18 protein-coding genes and 1 other RNA gene are annotated in these 19,415 nt (G+C 58.2%); 7 read left to right on the forward strand and 12 right to left on the reverse strand.

Annotation, left to right across the window (positions count from 1 at the left end; translation table 11 throughout):
- The first annotated feature begins 24 nt into the window (after positions 1 to 24).
- From MC50_RS03905 to MC50_RS03915, 3 genes are read left to right on the forward strand one after another with little or no spacing between them, the layout of a single operon-like run.
- Complete coding sequence (locus tag MC50_RS03905; RefSeq protein ID WP_047663462.1) at positions 25 to 2,022, forward strand: protein-disulfide reductase DsbD family protein; 1,998 nt, start codon at positions 25 to 27, stop codon at positions 2,020 to 2,022.
- Positions 2,023 to 2,024: 2 nt separating this feature from the next.
- A complete protein-coding gene (locus MC50_RS03910; RefSeq protein WP_047663463.1) occupies positions 2,025 to 2,636 on the forward strand; it encodes a DsbA family protein in 612 nt (203 codons plus the stop codon).
- The gene (locus MC50_RS03915; protein WP_032690808.1) at positions 2,626 to 3,126 is read left to right on the forward strand and encodes a protein disulfide oxidoreductase; all 501 of its coding nucleotides are present in this window, start codon (positions 2,626 to 2,628) and stop codon (positions 3,124 to 3,126) included. The genes MC50_RS03910 and MC50_RS03915 overlap by 11 nt, the downstream gene beginning before the upstream one ends.
- A 106-nt stretch (positions 3,127 to 3,232) precedes the next feature.
- On the opposite strand, the gene MC50_RS03920 is transcribed toward MC50_RS03915, so the two are convergent.
- From MC50_RS03920 to MC50_RS03955, 8 genes are all read right to left on the reverse strand, one after another.
- Positions 3,233 to 3,976: an SDR family oxidoreductase gene (locus MC50_RS03920; RefSeq protein WP_032690807.1), complete on the reverse strand. Its 744-nt coding sequence runs from the start codon at positions 3,974 to 3,976 to the stop codon at positions 3,233 to 3,235.
- 60 nt (positions 3,977 to 4,036) lie between these two features.
- Complete coding sequence (gene gcvP, locus MC50_RS03925) at positions 4,037 to 6,910, reverse strand: aminomethyl-transferring glycine dehydrogenase (protein ID WP_032690806.1); 2,874 nt, start codon at positions 6,908 to 6,910, stop codon at positions 4,037 to 4,039.
- Between the two features lie 114 nt (positions 6,911 to 7,024).
- Positions 7,025 to 7,414, reverse strand: coding sequence for a glycine cleavage system protein GcvH (gene gcvH / locus MC50_RS03930; RefSeq protein ID WP_004867393.1), 390 nt, complete (start codon positions 7,412 to 7,414; stop codon positions 7,025 to 7,027).
- A gap of 24 nt (positions 7,415 to 7,438) precedes the next feature.
- Positions 7,439 to 8,533 (reverse strand): glycine cleavage system aminomethyltransferase GcvT, encoded by a 1,095-nt coding sequence (gcvT, locus tag MC50_RS03935; protein ID WP_047663464.1) that lies wholly within the window; start codon positions 8,531 to 8,533, stop codon positions 7,439 to 7,441.
- 435 nt (positions 8,534 to 8,968) lie between these two features.
- Complete coding sequence (ubiI, locus tag MC50_RS03940; RefSeq protein ID WP_032690804.1) at positions 8,969 to 10,171, reverse strand: FAD-dependent 2-octaprenylphenol hydroxylase; 1,203 nt, start codon at positions 10,169 to 10,171, stop codon at positions 8,969 to 8,971.
- A 10-nt stretch (positions 10,172 to 10,181) separates the two neighbouring features.
- Positions 10,182 to 11,360: a 2-octaprenyl-6-methoxyphenyl hydroxylase gene (ubiH, locus tag MC50_RS03945; protein WP_032690803.1), complete on the reverse strand. Its 1,179-nt coding sequence runs from the start codon at positions 11,358 to 11,360 to the stop codon at positions 10,182 to 10,184.
- Entirely contained in the window at positions 11,357 to 12,673 is a 1,317-nt protein-coding gene (gene pepP / locus MC50_RS03950; protein WP_046853469.1) for a Xaa-Pro aminopeptidase, read from the reverse strand. Before pepP ends, ubiH begins: the two co-directional genes overlap by 4 nt.
- A gap of 23 nt (positions 12,674 to 12,696) precedes the next feature.
- The gene (locus MC50_RS03955) at positions 12,697 to 13,275 is read right to left on the reverse strand and encodes a YecA/YgfB family protein (protein WP_015585772.1); all 579 of its coding nucleotides are present in this window, start codon (positions 13,273 to 13,275) and stop codon (positions 12,697 to 12,699) included.
- A 166-nt stretch (positions 13,276 to 13,441) separates the two neighbouring features.
- Between MC50_RS03955 and zapA the strand changes: the two genes are divergently transcribed.
- The 3 genes from zapA (at position 13,442) to MC50_RS03975 (ending at position 14,717) form a co-directional block, all read left to right on the forward strand.
- A complete protein-coding gene (gene zapA, locus MC50_RS03965) occupies positions 13,442 to 13,771 on the forward strand; it encodes a cell division protein ZapA (RefSeq protein ID WP_004867406.1) in 330 nt (109 codons plus the stop codon).
- 41 nt (positions 13,772 to 13,812) lie between these two features.
- Positions 13,813 to 13,996: non-coding RNA, 6S RNA (gene ssrS / locus MC50_RS03970), on the forward strand.
- A gap of 121 nt (positions 13,997 to 14,117) precedes the next feature.
- Positions 14,118 to 14,717 carry a 5-formyltetrahydrofolate cyclo-ligase gene (locus MC50_RS03975; protein ID WP_032696670.1) on the forward strand — a complete coding sequence of 200 codons (600 nt, stop codon included), beginning with the start codon at positions 14,118 to 14,120 and terminating at the stop codon, positions 14,715 to 14,717.
- A 1-nt stretch (position 14,718) separates the two neighbouring features.
- Here MC50_RS03975 and MC50_RS03980 read toward each other — a convergent pair whose 3' ends face one another.
- From MC50_RS03980 to rpiA, 3 genes are all read right to left on the reverse strand, one after another.
- Positions 14,719 to 15,333 (reverse strand): DUF2238 domain-containing protein, encoded by a 615-nt coding sequence (locus MC50_RS03980; RefSeq protein ID WP_032690801.1) that lies wholly within the window; start codon positions 15,331 to 15,333, stop codon positions 14,719 to 14,721.
- A 33-nt stretch (positions 15,334 to 15,366) separates the two neighbouring features.
- Positions 15,367 to 16,599 (reverse strand): phosphoglycerate dehydrogenase, encoded by a 1,233-nt coding sequence (gene serA, locus MC50_RS03985; RefSeq protein WP_032690800.1) that lies wholly within the window; start codon positions 16,597 to 16,599, stop codon positions 15,367 to 15,369.
- A 267-nt stretch (positions 16,600 to 16,866) separates the two neighbouring features.
- Positions 16,867 to 17,526, reverse strand: a complete 660-nt coding sequence (rpiA, locus tag MC50_RS03990) for a ribose-5-phosphate isomerase RpiA (protein WP_004867416.1) — start codon at positions 17,524 to 17,526, stop codon at positions 16,867 to 16,869.
- 167 nt (positions 17,527 to 17,693) lie between these two features.
- Between rpiA and argP the strand changes: the two genes are divergently transcribed.
- Positions 17,694 to 18,587, forward strand: coding sequence for a DNA-binding transcriptional regulator ArgP (gene argP, locus MC50_RS03995; RefSeq protein WP_004867418.1), 894 nt, complete (start codon positions 17,694 to 17,696; stop codon positions 18,585 to 18,587).
- A 53-nt stretch (positions 18,588 to 18,640) separates the two neighbouring features.
- Here argP and MC50_RS04000 read toward each other — a convergent pair whose 3' ends face one another.
- Positions 18,641 to 19,402 carry an oxidative stress defense protein gene (locus MC50_RS04000; RefSeq protein ID WP_015585769.1) on the reverse strand — a complete coding sequence of 254 codons (762 nt, stop codon included), beginning with the start codon at positions 19,400 to 19,402 and terminating at the stop codon, positions 18,641 to 18,643.
- Positions 19,403 to 19,415: the final 13 nt, after the last annotated feature.

Here is a 19,415-nt window from a genome sequence, read left to right on the forward strand (position 1 = left end):
ATCAATCATTTACGGAGAAAATTTATGCTTATGGTATTCAGGCGACTGCTGGTCTGCCTGCTTTGGCTATGGCTGCCCGTCAGCCAGGCCGCCGACAGCGGCTGGCTACGCGCCGCCGAGAATCAACACGCCAGCGTCCGGCTGCGCGCACAACACGACGATGGCGCCACAACGCGCCTGCTGCTCGATGTGGCGCTGGAAAAAGGCTGGAAAACCTACTGGCGCTCCCCGGGAGAAGGCGGCATTGCGCCCGCTATCGCCTGGAAAACGCCGCTGGATGTCACCTGGCACTGGCCAACGCCGCAGCGGTTTGACGTCGCGGGGATCACCACCCAGGGCTATCACGGTAACGTCAGCTTTCCGCTGGACATCCGCGGACCGGTGCCACAGACCTTAAGCGGCGTGCTGACGCTTTCCACCTGTAGCAATGTCTGCATTCTGACCGACTATCCCTTTGCGCTGGATATGACCGTCCCTGCGGGAGATGGCTTTAGCTATGATTATACCCGCGCGCTGGGCACGCTCCCGCGCCCGGATGGCCTGACGTCCCGGCTGACCTCGTCCTATGGCGGCGGAAAGCTCACGGTGACCGCCGTTCGCGAAGCCGGCTGGCAACAGCCGTCGCTGTTTATCGACAGCGTGGAGAATGTCGATTTCGGCAAACCCATCTTCTCACTGACCGGCGATACGCTGGTCGCACAGATCCCGGTCACCGACAGCTGGGGTGAGGCGGCGCCTGACCTCAGCGGCAAACGTCTGTCGCTGGTCCTTGCCGACAGCGGTCTGGCGCAGGAGAGCGCGTCGATCGTTAGCGAAGGTCTCCCGGCGCAGGCGCCGGCTTTATGGTGGGTATTGCTGATGGCCCTTGCCGGCGGGCTGATTCTTAATGTTATGCCCTGCGTCCTGCCGGTACTGGCCATCAAGCTCGGTTCGCTGGTGCAGACCGGGACGCGCGAACGCGCAACCGTACGCCGGCAGTTTCTGGCCTCGGTTTGTGGCATCGTAGTGTCCTTTCTGGCGCTGGCATTGATGATGACTCTGCTTCGCCTGGGGAATCAGGCGCTGGGCTGGGGCATTCAGTTTCAGAACCCATGGTTTATCGGCGCGATGGCGCTGGTGATGGTGCTGTTCAGCGCCAGCCTGCTGGGGCTGTTTGAGATTCGCCTCTCCTCCGGCGCCAGTACATTTCTGGCTACCCGCGGCGGCAAGGGGCTGATGGGCCATTTCTGGCAGGGCGCCTTCGCCACGCTACTGGCCACGCCTTGCACGGCGCCGTTTCTCGGTACCGCCGTCTCGGTCGCGCTGGTCGCGCCGCTGCCGCTGCTGTGGGGTATTTTCTTCGCCATGGGGGTAGGGATGAGTCTGCCGTGGCTGCTGGTTGCCGCCTGGCCAGGCCTCGCCCGGCATCTGCCGCGCCCTGGACGCTGGATGAACGTCCTGCGCGTGATACTCGGATTGATGATGCTGGGATCGGCCGTATGGCTGCTCGGCCTGCTGACGGTGCATATCGGTCGGATGCCGGTTATCGCCCTGACGGCACTTCTGGCCCTCGCGCTTCTGCTGGCGACGCTCTGGCGCACGACGCTGAAAGCAGGCGCGCTAACGCTAGTTGTCGCCGGGGTCGTCGCTTTTCTGTCACCGCCTGACGGTCAGGCGTTGCGACGCGACCGCGTGAACTGGCAGCCGCTGAGCGAACAGGCGATTAGCGATGCGCTGGCAAGCAACAAGCGACTGTTTATCGACGTCACCGCCGACTGGTGCGTCACCTGCAAGGCCAATAAATACAACGTATTGCTGCGCGATGACGTTCAGAGCGCGCTCTCTGAACCAGACGTGGTGGCCCTGCGCGGAGACTGGAGTCGCCCGTCGGCCACTATCAGCCGTTTTCTGACCACTCGCGGCAGCGCCGCCGTCCCCTTCAATCAAATTTACGGACCGGGATTAACGCAGGGCCGCGTGCTGTCTCCGCTGCTCAGCCGCGACGAACTCCTCGCCACTCTGTCCGCTGCAAAAGGTCAATAATCATGAAAATCATCGCTGCACTCCTTCTGCTGTGCGTTGCAACCTTCAGTCTTGCCGCTCCGGCAGAACAGCCGGAGGCATCCGCCAACGACCAGTTGGCAAAGCTGCTGTTTAACGATCCTGACAGCCCGCGACTGGGCGCCAAAGCGCCGCGCCTGACTATCGTCTCGTTTACCGATTACAACTGCCCGTATTGCAAGCAGTTCGATCCGATGCTGGAGAAGATCGTTCACGATAACCCTGATGTCCTGCTGATTGTAAAACTGCTGCCGTTTAAGGGGCAAAGTTCGGTCAACGCCGCCAAAGCCGCGCTCTCTACATGGCGCCAGCAGCCGGATAAATTCTGGGCGTTGCATCAGCGGCTGATGGCCAAAAAGGGCTACCACGACGATGCGAGTATTCTCGCCGCACAGCAGAAAACCTCCACCGATGGGGTGAAAACCGATGATAAAACAATGGACTCGCTGAAGATGAACCTGATTTTGTCTCAGGTGCTGAATATTCAGGGCACCCCGGCGACGATTATCGGCGATCAGATGGTCGCTGGCGCGATTCCTTATCAGGAGCTGGAGGGGCTGGTGAAAGAACAGCTGGCAAAAGCCGATGGCCAGTAAATTACGCCGCTGGCTACGCGAGCTGATTATCCTGCTGCTGCTTGCGGGCGCACTCATCGCAGGGATGGATTATCTGCGTCGGCCTGCGCTACCGCCGAACCTGACGACGACACCGCTGCAGACGCTGGAGGGTAACGTGGTCGATCTGCACGCCATGAGTCAGCAGCGTCCGCTGCTGATCTACGTCTGGGCTACCTGGTGCGGAGTGTGTCGTTATACGACGCCATCCGTAGCGGCGCTGGCAAGCAACGGCGGCAATGTGATGACCGTCGCGCTCCGTTCCGGGGACGATGCCACCCTGTCCAACTGGCTGGCGCATAAGAAAATGGCGCTGCCCACGGTGAACGACCCCGACGGCGGACTTTCTCGCCAGTGGGGCGTTCAGGTCACGCCAACGCTTATCGTCATCTCTCGCGGCGAGGTTAAGTCGGTAACGACCGGCTGGACCAGCGGTTGGGGAATGCGCCTGCGGCTGTGGCTGGCGTCATAACCCCCGACTGGCGCTGCGCTTAGCCGGGCTACGAGTGCCGTGGGGTAGCGGTTATTTACCGCCGGCCAGCGGTTGTAGCCCGGATAAGGCAGAGCGTTCGCACATCTTATTTGCCGCCCGCCAGCTCCAGGAAACTACCGGTCACGTAGGAGGCTTTGTCGCTCAGCAGCCAGGCGATGGCCTGCGCGACCTCCTCCGGCTGCCCGCCGCGCTGCATCGGCAGCCCCGCTTTCACCCGATCCACGCGTCCGGGCTCACCGCCCGACGCGTGCATCTCGGTATAGATAAAGCCGGGACGCACGCCGTTGACGCGAATTCCCTGCGCCGCCACTTCCAGCGACAGTCCGGTGGTCAGGGTGTCCACCGCCCCTTTCGAGGCGGCATAATCCACATATTCCCCCGGCGCGCCCAGACGCGATGCCGCTGATGAAACATTGACGATCGCCCCACCTTTTCCGCCGTGTCGATATGACATCCGCTTCACCGCCTCCCGGCAACAGAGGAAATAGCCGGTGACATTGGTACTCAGCACCTGATTAATCCGCCCGGCGGTCAGGTGTTCCACGGTGCTTTGCGCAAACAGGATGCCGGCGTTGTTAACCAGCGCGGTCAGCGGTTCCGCAAGACGGTCGATTCCGTCAAACATCGCCATGACCTGCGCCTCATCGCTGATATCGGCCCCCAGCGCAACGGCTTTGCCGCCAAGGACGACAATCTCATTGACCACCGCCATCGCCGCGCTGATGTTGTGATGATAATTGACCACCACGGTATACCCTTCCTGTGCCAACAGCAGCGCCGTCGCCTTACCTATCCCGCGGCTGGCGCCGGTAATCAGTGCTATAGCCATCCTCTTCCCCCAAAAAATAAAGGCGCCGAAGCGCCTTTAAAAGATAGTCCAGTCAGTGAATTACTGGTATTCGCTCATCGGTACGCAGGAGCAGAACAGGTTACGGTCGCCGTAAACATCATCCAGGCGCTTCACCGTCGGCCAGTATTTATTCGCCAGACCTGCCGGGAATACCGCCAGTTCGCGGGTGTACGGATGGTTCCATTCGGCAACCAGCTCGCCCTGCGTGTGCGGAGCGTTAACCAGCGGGTTATCTTCCAGCGGCCACTCGCCCGCTTGCACACGGTCGATTTCACTGCGAATCGCCAGCATGGCATCGATAAAGCGATCCAGCTCGACTTTGCTTTCGGATTCCGTCGGCTCAACCATCAGCGTACCGGCCACCGGGAAGGACATCGTCGGCGCGTGGAAACCGAAGTCGATCAGACGTTTGGCAATATCCAGCTCGCTGATGCCGGTCTCTTCTTTCAGAGGACGAATATCCAGAATACATTCGTGCGCCACGCGACCGTCGCGGCCGGTGTAAAGCACCGGGAACGCCTCTTTCAGACGGGTAGCGATGTAGTTGGCATTCAGAATTGCCACCTGGCTCGCCTGCTTCAGCCCTTCGGCGCCCATCATGCGGATATACATCCAGCTGATTGGCAGAATGGAAGCGCTGCCGAACGGTGCGGCAGAAACCGCGCCCTGACGGGTCAACATCCCTTCGATCTGTACCACGCTGTGGCCCGGAACAAACGGTGCCAGATGCGCTTTGACGCCGATCGGCCCCATACCCGGGCCGCCGCCGCCGTGCGGGATGCAGAAGGTTTTGTGCAGGTTAAGGTGCGAGACGTCCGCGCCGATAAAGCCCGGAGAGGTAATGCCGACCTGGGCGTTCATGTTAGCGCCGTCGAGGTAAACCTGACCGCCGAACTGATGCACGATTTCGCACACTTCGCGGATCGTCTCTTCGTAAACGCCGTGCGTTGACGGGTAGGTCACCATGATGCAAGAGAGGTTCTCACCCGCCTGCTCCGCCTTGAGGCGCAGATCCGCGAGATCGATGTTGCCGTTTTTATCACAGGCAACCACCACAACCTGCATACCGGCCATCTGTGCCGACGCCGGGTTGGTACCATGCGCAGAACTTGGGATCAGGCAGATGTCGCGATGGCCTTCATTACGGCTTTCGTGGTAATGGCGAATGGCCAGCAGGCCCGCGTACTCGCCCTGTGCGCCAGAGTTTGGCTGCATGCAGACGGCGTCGTAACCGGTCAGTTTTACCAGCCAGTCGGAGAGCTGGGCGATCATCTGATGGTAGCCTTCCGCCTGTTCCGCCGGGCAGAACGGGTGCAGCTCGGCAAACTCTGGCCAGGTGATCGGGATCATTTCCGCCGCGGCGTTGAGTTTCATGGTGCAGGATCCCAGCGGGATCATCGCCTGATTCAACGCCAGATCTTTACGCTCCAGTGAGTGCATATAGCGCATCATCTCGGTTTCGCTGTGGTAGCGATTGAACACCGGATGCGTCAGGATCGCGTCGTTACGCAGCATGCTTTCCGGGATCGAGCGGCTGTCGAGCGCCACGTCTTTATCCAGGGTATCGATATCCAGGCCGTGGTCGTCGCCAATAATAGCGCGGAACAGATTCAGCACATCTTCGCGGGTTGTTGCTTCATCAAGGGTGATGCCAACGGCGTTATGGATGTCGCTGCGCAGGTTAATTTCCAGCGCTTCGGCGCGTGCCAGCACCGCCGCTTTGTCGACCACTTCCACGCACAGAGTGTCGAAGTAGTGGGCATGGCGCAGCTTGAGCCCTTTTTTCTGCAGCCCGTCGGCCAGAATATCGGTCAGCCGGTGGATGCGGCTGGCGATGCGCTTCAGGCCCTCTGGCCCGTGGAACACCGCGTACAGGCTGGCGATGTTTGCCAGCAATACCTGGGAAGTACAAATATTGGAGTTCGCTTTCTCGCGACGGATATGCTGTTCGCGGGTCTGCATCGCCATACGCAGCGCGGTGTTACCGGCGGCATCTTTTGATACGCCGATAATACGGCCCGGCATCGAGCGTTTAAATTCATCTTTTGCGGCAAAGAAGGCCGCGTGCGGGCCGCCGTAGCCCATCGGCACGCCAAAGCGCTGGGCGGAACCGAAGACGATATCGGCACCCTGTTTGCCCGGTGCAGTCAGCAGAACCAGCGCCATGAAGTCCGCAGCAACGCTGACCACCACTTTGCGTGCTTTCAGCTCGGCGATCAGCTTGCTGTAATCATGAATTTCGCCGGTGGTCCCCACCTGCTGCAGCAGCACGCCGAAAACGTCCTGATGGTCGAGCGCTTTTTCCGCCTCATCAACGATGACGTCAAAGCCAAAGGTTGCGGCGCGGGTGCGCACCACATCCAGGGTCTGCGGATGTACATCGGCGGCAACGAAGAAGCGGTTCGCATTCTTCAGCTTGCTGACGCGTTTGGCCATCGCCATTGCTTCAGCGCCGGCGGTCGCCTCATCCAGCAGTGAAGCGGAGGCGATATCCAGCCCGGTCAGATCGAGGGTCACCTGCTGGAAATTCAGCAGTGATTCCAGGCGACCCTGGGAAACTTCCGGCTGGTAAGGGGTGTAAGCGGTATACCAACCCGGATTTTCCAGCATATTGCGCTGAATAACCGGCGGCAGCTGCACGGCGGTATAACCCATGCCGATGTAAGACTTGAAGCGCTTGTTGCGACCGGCGATCGCCTTCAGTTCCGCCAGCGCGGCGAATTCGGTAGTCGCGTCACCCACCTGAGGGGGTGTCGCCAGCTGAATATCCTGCGGCACAATCTGGCCAATCAGGGCGTTAAGCGAATCGGCGCCGACGGTGTTCAGCATCTCCTGCTGTTGCTGAGCATCCGGACCGATGTGACGTTCAATAAAGGCGCCGCGGTTTTCAAGCTGACCTAAAGTCTGAGTCATGAGCGATGGTTCCTGAAACGTGCAGTGAATCGTATGTGTCTTTACTTACCTGAACAGGCAAAAATCATTCACGCTGCCGGCAGCAGATGCCCGCAGCGTGAAGGGACAAGATATTTACTCGTTTTCCAGCAGCGCCGCATAGGCATCCGCGTCAAGCAGGGCCGCAACCTGCGCTTCATCGCTGGCCTTAATTTTAAAGATCCAGCCGTCCGCGTACGGGTCGCTGTTCACCAGCTCCGGAGAGTCGTTGAGCTCTTCGTTCACCGCCACAATCTCGCCGCTAATCGGGGCATAAATATCCGAAGCTGCTTTTACCGACTCGGCAACCGCACAGTCGTCACCCGCTTCAACGGTTGCGCCAACGTCCGGCAGATCGACGAAAACCATATCGCCAAGCAGTTCCTGGGCATGTTCGGTGATCCCGACGGTGTAGGTGCCGTCAGCTTCTTTGCGCAGCCATTCGTGTTCTTTACTGTATTTCAGTTCTGCTGGTACGTTGCTCATCAATTAATCTCCAAAAAAGGGGAATCACACCACGGCTTTGCCGTTGCGTACAAAAACAGGTTTAGTCACTTTTACCGGCATTTCGCGGTTGCGAATCTGCACAATGGCCGTCTCGCCGATACCGGCCGGTACGCGCGCCAGCGCAATACTGTAGCCCAGCGTCGGGGAGAAGGTGCCGCTGGTGATAATACCTTCTTGCTGATTACCGTCTGCATCGCTAAAGCGCACCGGCAGACCGCCGCGCAGGACGCCTTTCTCGGTCATCACCAGCCCCACCAGCTGCTCGGTACCTTTTTCACGCTGCAGTTCCAGCGCTTCGCGGCCGATGAATGCGCGATCTGCGGGTTCCCAGGCGATGGTCCAGCCCATATTCGCCGCCAGCGGAGAGATGCTTTCATCCATCTCCTGGCCATACAGGTTCATCCCCGCTTCCAGACGCAAGGTATCGCGAGCGCCCAGACCGCACGGCTTCACGCCAGCGTCCAGCAGGCCACGCCAGAAATCAGCAGCCTGCTCATTCGGCATGGCGATTTCGTAACCGGCTTCACCGGTATAACCGGTGGTCGCAATAAACAGATCGCCGGCCTGCACGCCAAAGAACGGTTTCATCCCTTCTAAGGCCTGACGCTGTGCGTCGGTGAACAGGGTTGCCGCTTTCGCTTTCGCCTGCGGCCCCTGTACGGCAATCAGCGAAAGATCGTCACGAACGGTCATTTCAAGACCATAGGGTTCAGCCTGCTGGGTAATCCAGGCGAGGTCTTTTTCACGGGTGGCGGAGTTAACAACGAGGCGGAAATAATCTTCGGTAAGGAAATAGACAATCAGGTCATCGATGACGCCGGCGGACGCGGTAAGCATGCCGGTATATAGCGCTTTGCCCGGCACCGTCAGCTTCGCGACATCGTTAGCCAGCAGATAGCGCAGGAACTCCCGAATGCGGCTGCCGTGGAAATCGACGATGGTCATGTGCGAAACATCGAACATACCGGCGTCGCCCCGCACCGCGTGGTGCTCATCAATCTGGGAACCGTAATGTAGCGGCATCATCCAGCCATGGAAGTCCACCATGCGAGCGCCGCACAGCGTGTGTTGTTCATACAACGGAGTCTGTTGAGCCATCTTTTCCTCATCGAATAAAACGGAACCAGCTACTGGGTTGAGCGATGTCATTAGGGCGATTTCGCCCCACGAAATCCGCCGTCGGCGCCATGTCCGGACGCCGACGCAAACGTTCTCTTTTGCCTGAACTTACCACCTAACCCGGCGCTAAACCATAAGCTAAATCAGGACATCACATTAGCTTATGACTAAAAGTCGCCAAAAAGACTACAGAGTTATTGACTGGAAAAAAGCGATTTATGCCACATAAAATTAACATCATGAACTGATAATACCGAGCATGATGGTATTTTATGCGAAAAAAAGGGCCTGTTTTCTGTTTCAAAAAAAGAGAGACATTAATAAAACTAATGCGAAAAAATGGGTGAGATTAGATTATTTCAAATGAGAGGAGAAAACCCGGCGCCGGGGCCGGGAGAGAGAAGTGTGACGCGCTTAACGTAACCAGGCTGGAAGATCGTTTAAGCCCATTGCCTGGCGAATCAACTGCGGTTTGACGCCGGGTAGTGTATCCGCCAGTTTGAGGCCAATATCGCGCAGCAGTTTCTTCGCCGGGTGGCTGCCAGAGAACATTTCGCGGAAGCCCTGCATCCCCGCCAGCATCATCGCAGCGCTGTGTTTGCGACTACGTTCATAGCGACGCAGATACAGGTACTGACCAAAATCTTTGCCCTGCGCATGCAGACGACGGAGTTCATCGATCAGTTCCGCTGCATCCATAAAGCCCAGATTCACCCCCTGGCCGGCCAGCGGGTGAATGGTGTGCGCGGCATCGCCCACCAGCGCCAGGCGATGCGCGGCGAACTGGCGCGCGTAGCGACCGGTCAACGGGAAAGTCTGACGCTCGCTGGCAAGCTGGCACAGGCCAAGCCGGTTATCGAAGGCAATATTCAGCGCCTGATTAAACGCCGCTTCGTCGACCTGCTGCATCCGCTGTGCTTCCTGCGGCGACAGCGACCAGACGATCGAACACAGATGCGGATCGCTCAGCGGCAGAAACGCCAGAATGCCGTCGCCGTGGAACGCCTGACGGGCAATCGCCTGATGCGGCTCTGCGGTACGAATGGTGGCAACCAGCGCATGATGGCGATAGTCCCAGAACGTCAGCGGGATATCCGCTTTGTTGCGCAACCAGGAGTTTGCACCGTCGGCGCCGACCACCAGCCTGGCGGTCAGCATCTTGCCATCCTGCAAGCTGAGAAATGCTTCGTTTTCTCCCCACGCCACCTGCTGCAGCTGCGCCGGGGCCAGCAGCGTGACGTCGGCGCAACGCTGCGCCTTTTGCCACAGCGCATGATGAACGACCGCATTTTCAATAATATGGCCAAGGTGGCTGAAGCCCATACTCTGGTCATCAAAGCTGATGTGGCCAAAGCTGTCCTTATCCCACACTTCCATACCGTGATAACAGCTGGCGCGCCGGGCGACAATCTCCGGCCAGACATCCAGCCGGGTAAGCAGTTTTTCGCTGGCGGCGTTAATGGCGGATACCCGCAGCGCCGGCGGCGCATCGGCGTTTAACGGCTGCGGCTCGGCTTGTTCCAGCACCGCAACCCGCAGCCCGCTCCCCTGCAAACCGCAGGCGACCGCCAGACCCACCATGCCACCGCCAACAATGGCAACATCAACACTTTGCACGTTCAACTCCTTAACGAGGAACCCAACCGAGGGTACGCTGCGCCAGCGCGTCGCGCGCCGGGGTAAATAATTCCATCGCCATCAGACCCACGTTACGCCCCGCCACCAGCGGCGCCCAACGATTAGCGAACAGATGCACCAGCCCATCGGTCACGCCGATGGTCGCGGCCTTATCATCCGCTCGCCGCGCCTGATAGTGACAAAGAAGTGAGTAATCGCCGGGATCCTGTCCGTTAGCGCCGGCCTGGGCCAGCGTTTCCGCCAGGCTCATCACATCCCGCAGACCGAGATTAAAGCCCTGCCCGGCGATGGGATGCAGCGTCTGCGCCGCATTACCGACCAGCACCAGGCGATGGGAAACCGGGCGCGTAGCGGTAGTCAACGTCAATGGATAAACGCTGCGCTTCCCGGTATGAGTGATGCGCCCCAGCCGCCAGCCAAATGCCTGCTGCAGCTGCTCGCAAAATTGCGCGTCGGACCAACCCAGAACCTCATCGCGCCGCGACTGCGGGTGACACCATACCAACGAACAGCGTCCGTGTGACATCGGCAGCATGGCCAGCGGACCATGTTCGGTGAAGCGCTCAAAGGCGCGCCCTTCATGGGGCAACGCCGTGCTGACGTTGGCAATAATCGCCAGCTGCTGGTAAGGCTGCTGCTGCCAGCTCATGCCGCAGCGAGCGCCCAGCGTGGAGCGCGAACCATCGGCGGCAACCAGCAGTTGGCCGGCGATCGTCTCGCCGCTGTCCAGGGTGATGCTGACGCCCTCCTCCCACCGGGTGACGTCTTCGACTTTCGCCGGGCAGTGTAAGGTAATGCCCGGCGCTTCGCGCAGTTGCGCAAACAATCGCTGGCCGATATCGTGCAGCTCGACCACCTGCCCCAGCGCCGCCAGTCCGTAGTCCTGCGCATCGAGCGTCACGAATCCCGCATGCCCACGATCGCTGACGTGAACACGCTGAATCGGCGTCGCGCAATCGGCAATGCCTTGCCAGATGCCGGTCCGCGCCAGCTGCTGGCAGGTCCCCGCCGCCAGCGCAATCGCACGGGCATCAAACCCCGGATGCTGCGACGAATCCGGCTGCGCGGCCTCGACCAGATGCACCGGGAGCGCGCCGTGGGTTAGGCGCGAGATAGCTAACGCCAGGGTTGCCCCGGTCATCCCTCCGCCAACGATCAGGATGCTCATGACCGCCGTGCCGCCGCCATCAGCGCCTCAATATCATCAGCTTTTTTCACCACGCCGGCGGTGAGGTTTTCATTGCCGTCTTCGGTGATGACGATATCGTCTTCAATACGCACGCCAATGCCGCGATACTGTGGCGGCACATCGGCGTCGACGGCAATGTAGAGACCCGGCTCAACGGTCAACACCATGCCCGGCTCAAGGAGACGCGAGCGATCGACATCGTAGTGGCCGACATCATGGACATCGAGTCCCAGCCAGTGGCTCAGGCCATGCATAAAGTACGGACGGTGGGCATTGTTTGCCATCAGCTCGTCGACATCCCCTTTCAGGATGCCGAGACGCACCAGACCGGTAATCATAATGCGCACCACTTCCTGGTTAACCTGCTGAATGGAGGTGCCAGGACGGTAAAGCTCCAGCGCGGTTTCCAGCGACTCGAGGACAATATCGTAAATCTCGCGCTGCGCCGGGCTGAATTTACCGTTCACCGGGAAGGTGCGAGTGATATCGCCGGCATAGCCGAGGTATTCGCAGCCGGCGTCAATCAGCACCAAATCGCCATCGCGCAGCTCGGATTCGTTTTCCGTGTAATGGAGAATACAGCCGTTTTCTCCACCGCCCACGATGGTGTTATAGGAGGGGAAACGGGCGCCGTGGCGGCTGAATTCATGCAGAATTTCCCCTTCCAGCTGGTATTCGAACAGGCCCGGACGGCATTTCTGCATTGCGCGGGTATGAGCCAGCGCGGAAATTTCGCCAGCGCGGCGCATCACCTCCAGCTCTTCCGGCGATTTAAACAGGCGCATCTCATGCACCATCGGCCGCCAGTCAATCACTGAACCGGGCGCCTGCAGATTCTGGCGCACGCCTTTACGCAGTTTTTCCAGCGCGTTGAAGACGATTTTGTCAGCATAGGCATATTCGCCCTGGGCAAAATAGATCGCATCAAGGCCGTTAAGCAGCTGGAATAGCTGCTGGTTAATTTCGCTGAACGCCAGAGCGCGGTCGACGCCCAGCTTCGACGGCGCGGCCTCCTGCCCCAGACGACGGCCGAACCAGATCTCTGCGGTCAGATCGCGGACGCGGTTAAACAGCACGCTATGGTTGTGGGTGTCGTCGCTTTTAATCAACACCAGCAGGGCTTCCGGCTCATTAAATCCCGTGAAGTACCAAAAATCGCTGTTCTGCCGGTAGGGGTATTCTGAATCTGCGCTGCGGACCGCTTCCGGTGCGGCGAAAATCAGCGCGGCGCTGCCTGGCTGCATCTGCGCCAGCAATGCCTGGCGACGAGAAAGAAATTCCTGCTGTGTCATGACGCCCCCTCAACAAATTATCGTTAGTGTAATGTTGGCTTGCGAACTTCCGGTGCGGTTGGCTGCTGGCGAGAAAAGGTTTCGTGGCACAGCAGCGCAGCGACGCGCACGTACTCGATAATCTCTTCCAACGACATCTCCAGCTCTTCCTGATCTTCGTCTTCGTCGTACCCCAGTTGCGCAATGTTACGCAGGTCGTCGATGGCTTCACCGGTTTCGTCTTTGATTTTATCCAGTTTAGGCTGCGTAACGCCCAGGCCGAGCAGGAAATGGTTAACCCAACCGGCCAGCGCGTCGGCGCGTTCAAACACGCTTACCGCGTCACCTTCCGGTAAATAGAGCTGGAACAAGAAACCGTCGTCTTCCAGCGAGTCGCTGGTCACGGAATGTATGGTGCGCAGAGACTCGGCCAGCTCGTGACCAAATGCGAGGCCTTCGTTTGTCAGGTCGTGCACCAGCGGCTGCCAGCTGCTGTCTTTATTGCCGCCGCACAGGATCCCACTGATCAAACCGTGCATTTCGGCCGGGGTTAAGCCCACGCCCTGTTGGTTCAGTAACTGGTCTACAGCGTTGTAACCAGGCATTTCGTTCTGTATAGACATGCGCATTCGTCATCGTTGGGAGGAATATTCATGGTATGCTACCACTTTGGACCCTGGTGAACCAGAATAGGGCTTGTACCTTCGCACCAGGGTAGCTATAGTGTCGCCCCTTTGCAGTCCCGGATTCGGGTGTGAAGGCCGCGCAGTCAATCAGCAGGAAGGTGGCATGTCTGCACAACCCGTCGATCTCCAAATTTTTGGCCGTTCACTCCGCGTGAATTGCCCGCCTGAACAAAGGGATGCCTTGAATCAGGCAGCTGATGACCTGAATCAGCGGTTGCAAGATTTAAAAGAACGCACTAGAGTCACAAATACTGAGCAGCTGGTCTTCATCGCCGCGTTGAACATCAGCTATGAGTTGACTCAGGAAAAAGCGAAAACCCGCGATTACGCCTCCAGCATGGAACAGCGTATTCGGATGCTACAGCAGACCATCGAACAAGCGTTGCTTGAGCAAGGTCGCATAAGCGAAAGAACCGGGCCGAAGTTTGAATAACACTTTGCAGTTAACTGTGTTAGAGTAAGCGCAAGAACAAAATTTCTCTGAGATGTTTGCAAGCGGGCCAGTCCCCTGAGCCGATATTTCATACCACAAGAATGTGGCGCTCCATGGTTGGTGAGCATGCTCGGTCCGTCCGAGAAGCCTTAAAACTGTGACGACGCATTCACCTTGAACCAAGGGTTCAAGGGTTACAGCCTGCGGCGGCATCTCGGAGATTCCCTTCTTTTCAGTTCCATCCCTCGTGCTTCCTTTTCGGTTTTTATCACCTTGTGTATTACACTACGCCTACAGGCAACTGACCCACGTATTATCGTGCTCATGCTAAATCAAGCGACCCGTCATGACTCAACTTTCTGACACGCAAACTACCCGACAGCTGATTCGTCAACAGATTCGCCAGCGACGACGCGCGCTGACGGCAGAACAGCAGGCGCAGTTCGCCCGCCAGGGTGCCGATCGCGTGATGGCATATCCGCCCGTCGCGCAGGCGCAAACCGTCGCCCTGTTTCTGTCATTTGATGGCGAACTCGATACCCGACCGCTGATTGATCGGCTGTGGCGGGCCGGCAAGCAGGTTTATCTGCCCGTACTCCACCCGTTCAGCCCGGGAAATCTGCTGTTTTTGCGCTATCACCCGCGCAGCGAACTGGTGACCAACCGGCTGAAAATCGACGAGCCGAAGCTCGATGTACGCGACGTCCTGCCGCTGGGCCGGCTCGATGTACTGATGGTCCCGCTGGTTGCCTTTGATACCGCCGGACAGCGGCTGGGGATGGGAGGCGGCTTCTACGACCGAACATTACAGAACTGGCAGGATTATTCCCTGCAGCCTGTTGGCTATGCCCACGATTGCCAGCAGGTCGACGCACTGCCCACTGAGCACTGGGATATTCCACTGCCCGCGGTGATTACCCCCTCGGCGCTGTGGCAGTGGCCATAAGCTATGGCGTACCGAGCTTCTTCAGTTGCCGGTTATGCCATCCGCTAAGTAACAAGATCGTCGTCAGCGCCCCCAGCAACGCGCAGAACATATCCGACTGCGTGTCCCACGGATCGCCCTGGGTGCCGAGAAAATCATCCGCCCCTTGCCCCATCGCCAGCGCCGCCCACCATTCGATAAGCTCGTAGGTGGCGCTGATCGCCAGCGCAATGCAGCACACCAGAAACGAGAGCATCTTGCGCCCGCGCACATAGCCGCCGCGCAGCAGAATTTCCCGCGCCGCCAGCGCCGGAACCAACCCCTGGAAAAAGTGGCCAAGCTTATCGTACGGATTACGACTTAAATTCAGCCACGCCTGCACATCAAATCCAATCGGCACTTTCGCATACGTATACATCCCCCCAACCATCAAAATAATGGCATGGAAGAAGATAAGCGTGTAGAGGAGCGGCGTGAGCGGGTAGCGTGAACGCGTCACAAGCAGCAGCGGAACGATGATAATGACCGGCGTCACTTCCATCAGCCAGGTGAGGCTATCGTGGGTGCCCAACCCCGTCCATGCCAGAATCAGCAACAGCAGGAAGACACCGGTATTCTGTAGCGATGTGCTCATCATGTAAAAGGATCCCCGCAGGGATCCTTGCGTCAATCAGAACAGCAGACGGGCGCGAATGGTGCCCGGAATCGCCTTCATGGCCTGCAGCGCCTGCTGGGCCACATCTTCTTCGGCCTCAATATCAATAACCACGTAGCCCATCTGCGGCGTGGTTTGCAGATACTGTGCTGCGATGTTGATGCTCTGCGCGGCAAAGATCTGGTTGATAGCGGTCAGCACGCCGGGACGGTTTTCGTGGATGTGCAGCAAACGACGACCGCCGTGCAGCGGCAGAGAAACTTCCGGGAAGTTCACCGCTGAAAGGGTCGAACCGTTATCGGAATACTTCGCCAGCTTACCGGCCACTTCCAGACCGATATTCTCCTGCGCTTCCTGAGTTGAGCCGCCGATGTGCGGCGTCAGGATCACGTTGTCAAACTCGCACAGCGGCGAGCTGAACGGATCGCTGTTGGTCGCCGGTTCGGTCGGGAACACATCAATCGCCGCGCCCGCCAGATGCTTACGCGCCAGGGCATCGCACAGCGCCGGGATATCCACGACCGTACCGCGCGAGGCGTTGATCAACAGCGCGCCGGGTTTCATCAGCGCCAGCTCTTGCGCGCCCATCATATTTTTGGTGGAGGCGTTTTCCGGCACATGCAGACTAACCACATCGCTCATATTCAGCAGGTCGGAGAGGTGCTGGACCTGGGTAGCGTTGCCCAGCGGCAGTTTGCTTTCGATATCATAGAAATAGACGTGCATCCCCAGAGATTCAGCCAGAATACCCAGCTGCGTACCGATGTGTCCGTAACCGATGATCCCCAGTTTTTTGCCACGCGCTTCAAAACTGCCTACCGCCAGCTTGTTCCACACGCCGCGGTGCGCTTTCGCGTTAGCTTCTGGTACGCCGCGCAGCATCAGCAGCAGTTCGCCAATGACCAGCTCGGCAACGGAGCGGGTATTTGAGAACGGCGCATTGAAAACGGGAATCCCGCGTTTCGCTGCCGCGTCTAAATCAACCTGGTTGGTGCCGATGCAGAAACAGCCGACCGCCACCAGTTTTTCCGCGGCGGCGAAGATCTCTTCAGTCAGATGAGTACGGGAACGCAGGCCAATGAAATGGGCATCACGGATCGACGCTTTCAGCTCTTCGCTGTCCAGCGCGCCTTTATGAAATTCGATGTTGGTGTAGCCCGCCGCGCGGAGATTCTCCACCGCTTTTTGATGCACACCTTCAACCAGTAGAAACTTAATCTTGTCTTTTTCCAGTGATACCTTAGCCATTTCCCCGTCCTGTTTTGTCTTATCTGATGTCGTGCTGAACGAAAGTTCTTCTCAGCAACATATCAAAAAAAACTATCGCGGCAATATGAACGTTTGCGTCGACGACCTGAAGAAATATCACGCAGAGGGAAATGGCAGGACAAAACACCAGAAAGAAAAGAAAAGGTAGATTGTTACTAAGCCTGGTTGCATAAATGTGACAGAAGTCACCAAATTTAGCCTGGAGAAAAAATATTTGCGAGGGAGCCATTCGCTCCCCCGATTATATTATTTTACGATGGTTTTTACGCCATCGGCGGTTCCAATCAGTGCCACATCCGCTCCGCGGTTGGCAAACAGGCCAACGGTGACGACGCCAGGAATACCGTTAATTTTGTTTTCCAGAGCGATGGCATCAAGAATTTCCAGGCCGAAGACGTCAAGAATCACGTTACCGTTATCGGTCACCACCCCCTGGCGATACTCCGGACGGCCGCCCAGCTTCACCAGCTCGCGCGCGACAGCGCTACGCGCCATCGGAATGACTTCGACCGGCAGCGGGAATTTGCCCAGAATATCCACCTGCTTGGAGGCATCGGCGATGCAGATAAACTTGTCTGCTACCGAGGCGATAATCTTTTCGCGAGTTAACGCCGCCCCACCGCCTTTGATCATCTGCATATGGCCATTAATCTCGTCGGCGCCATCAACATAGATCCCCAGGCGGTCCACGCTGTTCAGATCGAAAACCGGAATGCCAAGGCTTTTCAGTTTTTCGGTGGAGGCATCAGAGCTGGAGACCGCGCCTTCAATCTGCCCTTTCATGGTGCCCAGCGCATCGATAAAATGCGCGGCCGTGGAGCCCGTACCGACACCGACGATGGTGCCCGGTTGTACATACTGCAATGCCGCCCAGCCTACTGCTTTTTTCAGTTCATCTTGCGTCATGATTATGGTCCGAGATGTGAATACCTGTGGCGCATTATAGAACACCGGGAGGGGAATTGTCCCTGCGACAGGGTCACACAACTGAACAGACCATTTTTCATCTTCATCAAAAACGAATTTATGTCATAGTGCGAGTTAATGAAAAGTGATAGGGGTACGCCAGAATAATGAAACGACCGGACTACAGAACACTACAGGCGCTGGATGCGGTGATAAGAGAACGTGGGTTTGAGCGCGCCGCGCAGAAGCTCTGCATTACACAGTCCGCCGTCTCTCAGCGTATTAAACAGCTGGAAAATATGTTCGGCCAACCGCTGCTGGTGCGTACCGTGCCGCCGCGTCCGACCGAACAAGGGCAGAAACTGCTGGCCCTGCTGCGTCAGGTTGAGCTGCTGGAAGAGGAGTGGCTGGGCGATGAACAGACCGGCTCCACACCGCTGCTGCTGTCGCTGGCGGTCAACGCCGACAGTCTGGCCACCTGGCTGCTGCCCGCGCTGTCTAATGTCCTTTCCGACTCCCCTATCCGCCTCAATCTGCAGGTGGAGGATGAAACCCGTACTCAGGAACGCTTACGTCGCGGTGAAGTGGTCGGCGCGGTGAGTATTCAGCCGCAGGCGTTGCCGAGCTGCCTGGTGGATCAGCTCGGGGCGCTGGACTATCTGTTCGTCGCCTCGAAAGAGTTTGCGCAACGCTATTTCCCTAACGGCGTCACCCGCTCAGCGCTGCTGAAAGCGCCGGTTGTCGCTTTCGATCATCTGGATGATATGCATCAGGCGTTTTTACAGCAGAACTTCGATTTGCCGCCGGGCAGCGTCCCGTGCCATATCGTTAACTCTTCGGAAGCCTTTGTGCAGCTTGCGCGCCAGGGCACGACCTGCTGCATGATCCCGCATCTGCAGATTGAAAAAGAGCTCAACAGCGGCGAGCTTATCGACCTCACGCCGGGGCTGTTTCAGCGGCGGATGCTCTACTGGCATCGCTTCGCGCCGGAAAGCCGAATGATGCGCCGGGTCACCGATGCGCTGATCGATTACGGCCACAAGGTGCTGCGCCAGGACTAAGCGCGGGCAATAAAAAAAGCCACTTCATCTGAAGTGGCTTTTTGTTTTATGGCTTACTGTGCCGCATCAGGCTGCTTAGCCGGCGCTGCGGGGGCCGGGGCTGGCTGAGCGGGCTGCAGTTCAAAAACAACATCGACCTGATCGTCAAACTGAATGGTCGCCTGCTCGTAGGTTTCCTGTGCGGAAACCGGGGCCGCATCGGCAGCTTTCATCATGCGTACCATCGGGCTCGGCTGGTAGTTCGACACATGGTAGCGAACGCTATAAACCGGTCCCAGCTTGCTGTGGAAACCTGACGCCAGCTCTTGCGCCTGATGCACCGCGTCATCAATGGCCGCTTTACGCGCTTTGTCTTTATAGGCATCCGGTTGCGCAACGCCCAGCGAAACAGACCGCACTTCATTCAGACCCGCTTTCAGCGCGCCATCCAGCAAACCGTTCAGCTTGTCCAGCTGGCGCAACGTTACTTCGACGGTGCGCACCGCACGATAGCCTTTCAGGATGCTTTTGCCATTCTGATAGTCGTAATCAGGCTGGGTGCGCAGGTTGGCTGAGTTAATATCTTTTTTGGCGATGCCGTTCTTTTCGAGGAAAGAGAGATACTGCGCCACGCGATCGTCGGCCTGCTTTTTCGCCGACGCGGCGTCTTTCGCGGCAACATTCACTTCAATTGCCAGGGTGGCGATATCCGGCACAGCGGCTACGCTGGCGGTCCCCGAAGTCACAATATGCGGGCCATTCGGCAATTCATTTGCCTGTACTGCCATCGCGCTCAATCCGATTGCTGCCGCCAGGGCCATGAGTTTTAACTTCACTGTCGTTTCTCCA

It is taken from the genome of Klebsiella planticola, from assembly GCF_000783935.2.
Lineage (GTDB): Bacteria > Pseudomonadota > Gammaproteobacteria > Enterobacterales > Enterobacteriaceae > Klebsiella > Klebsiella planticola.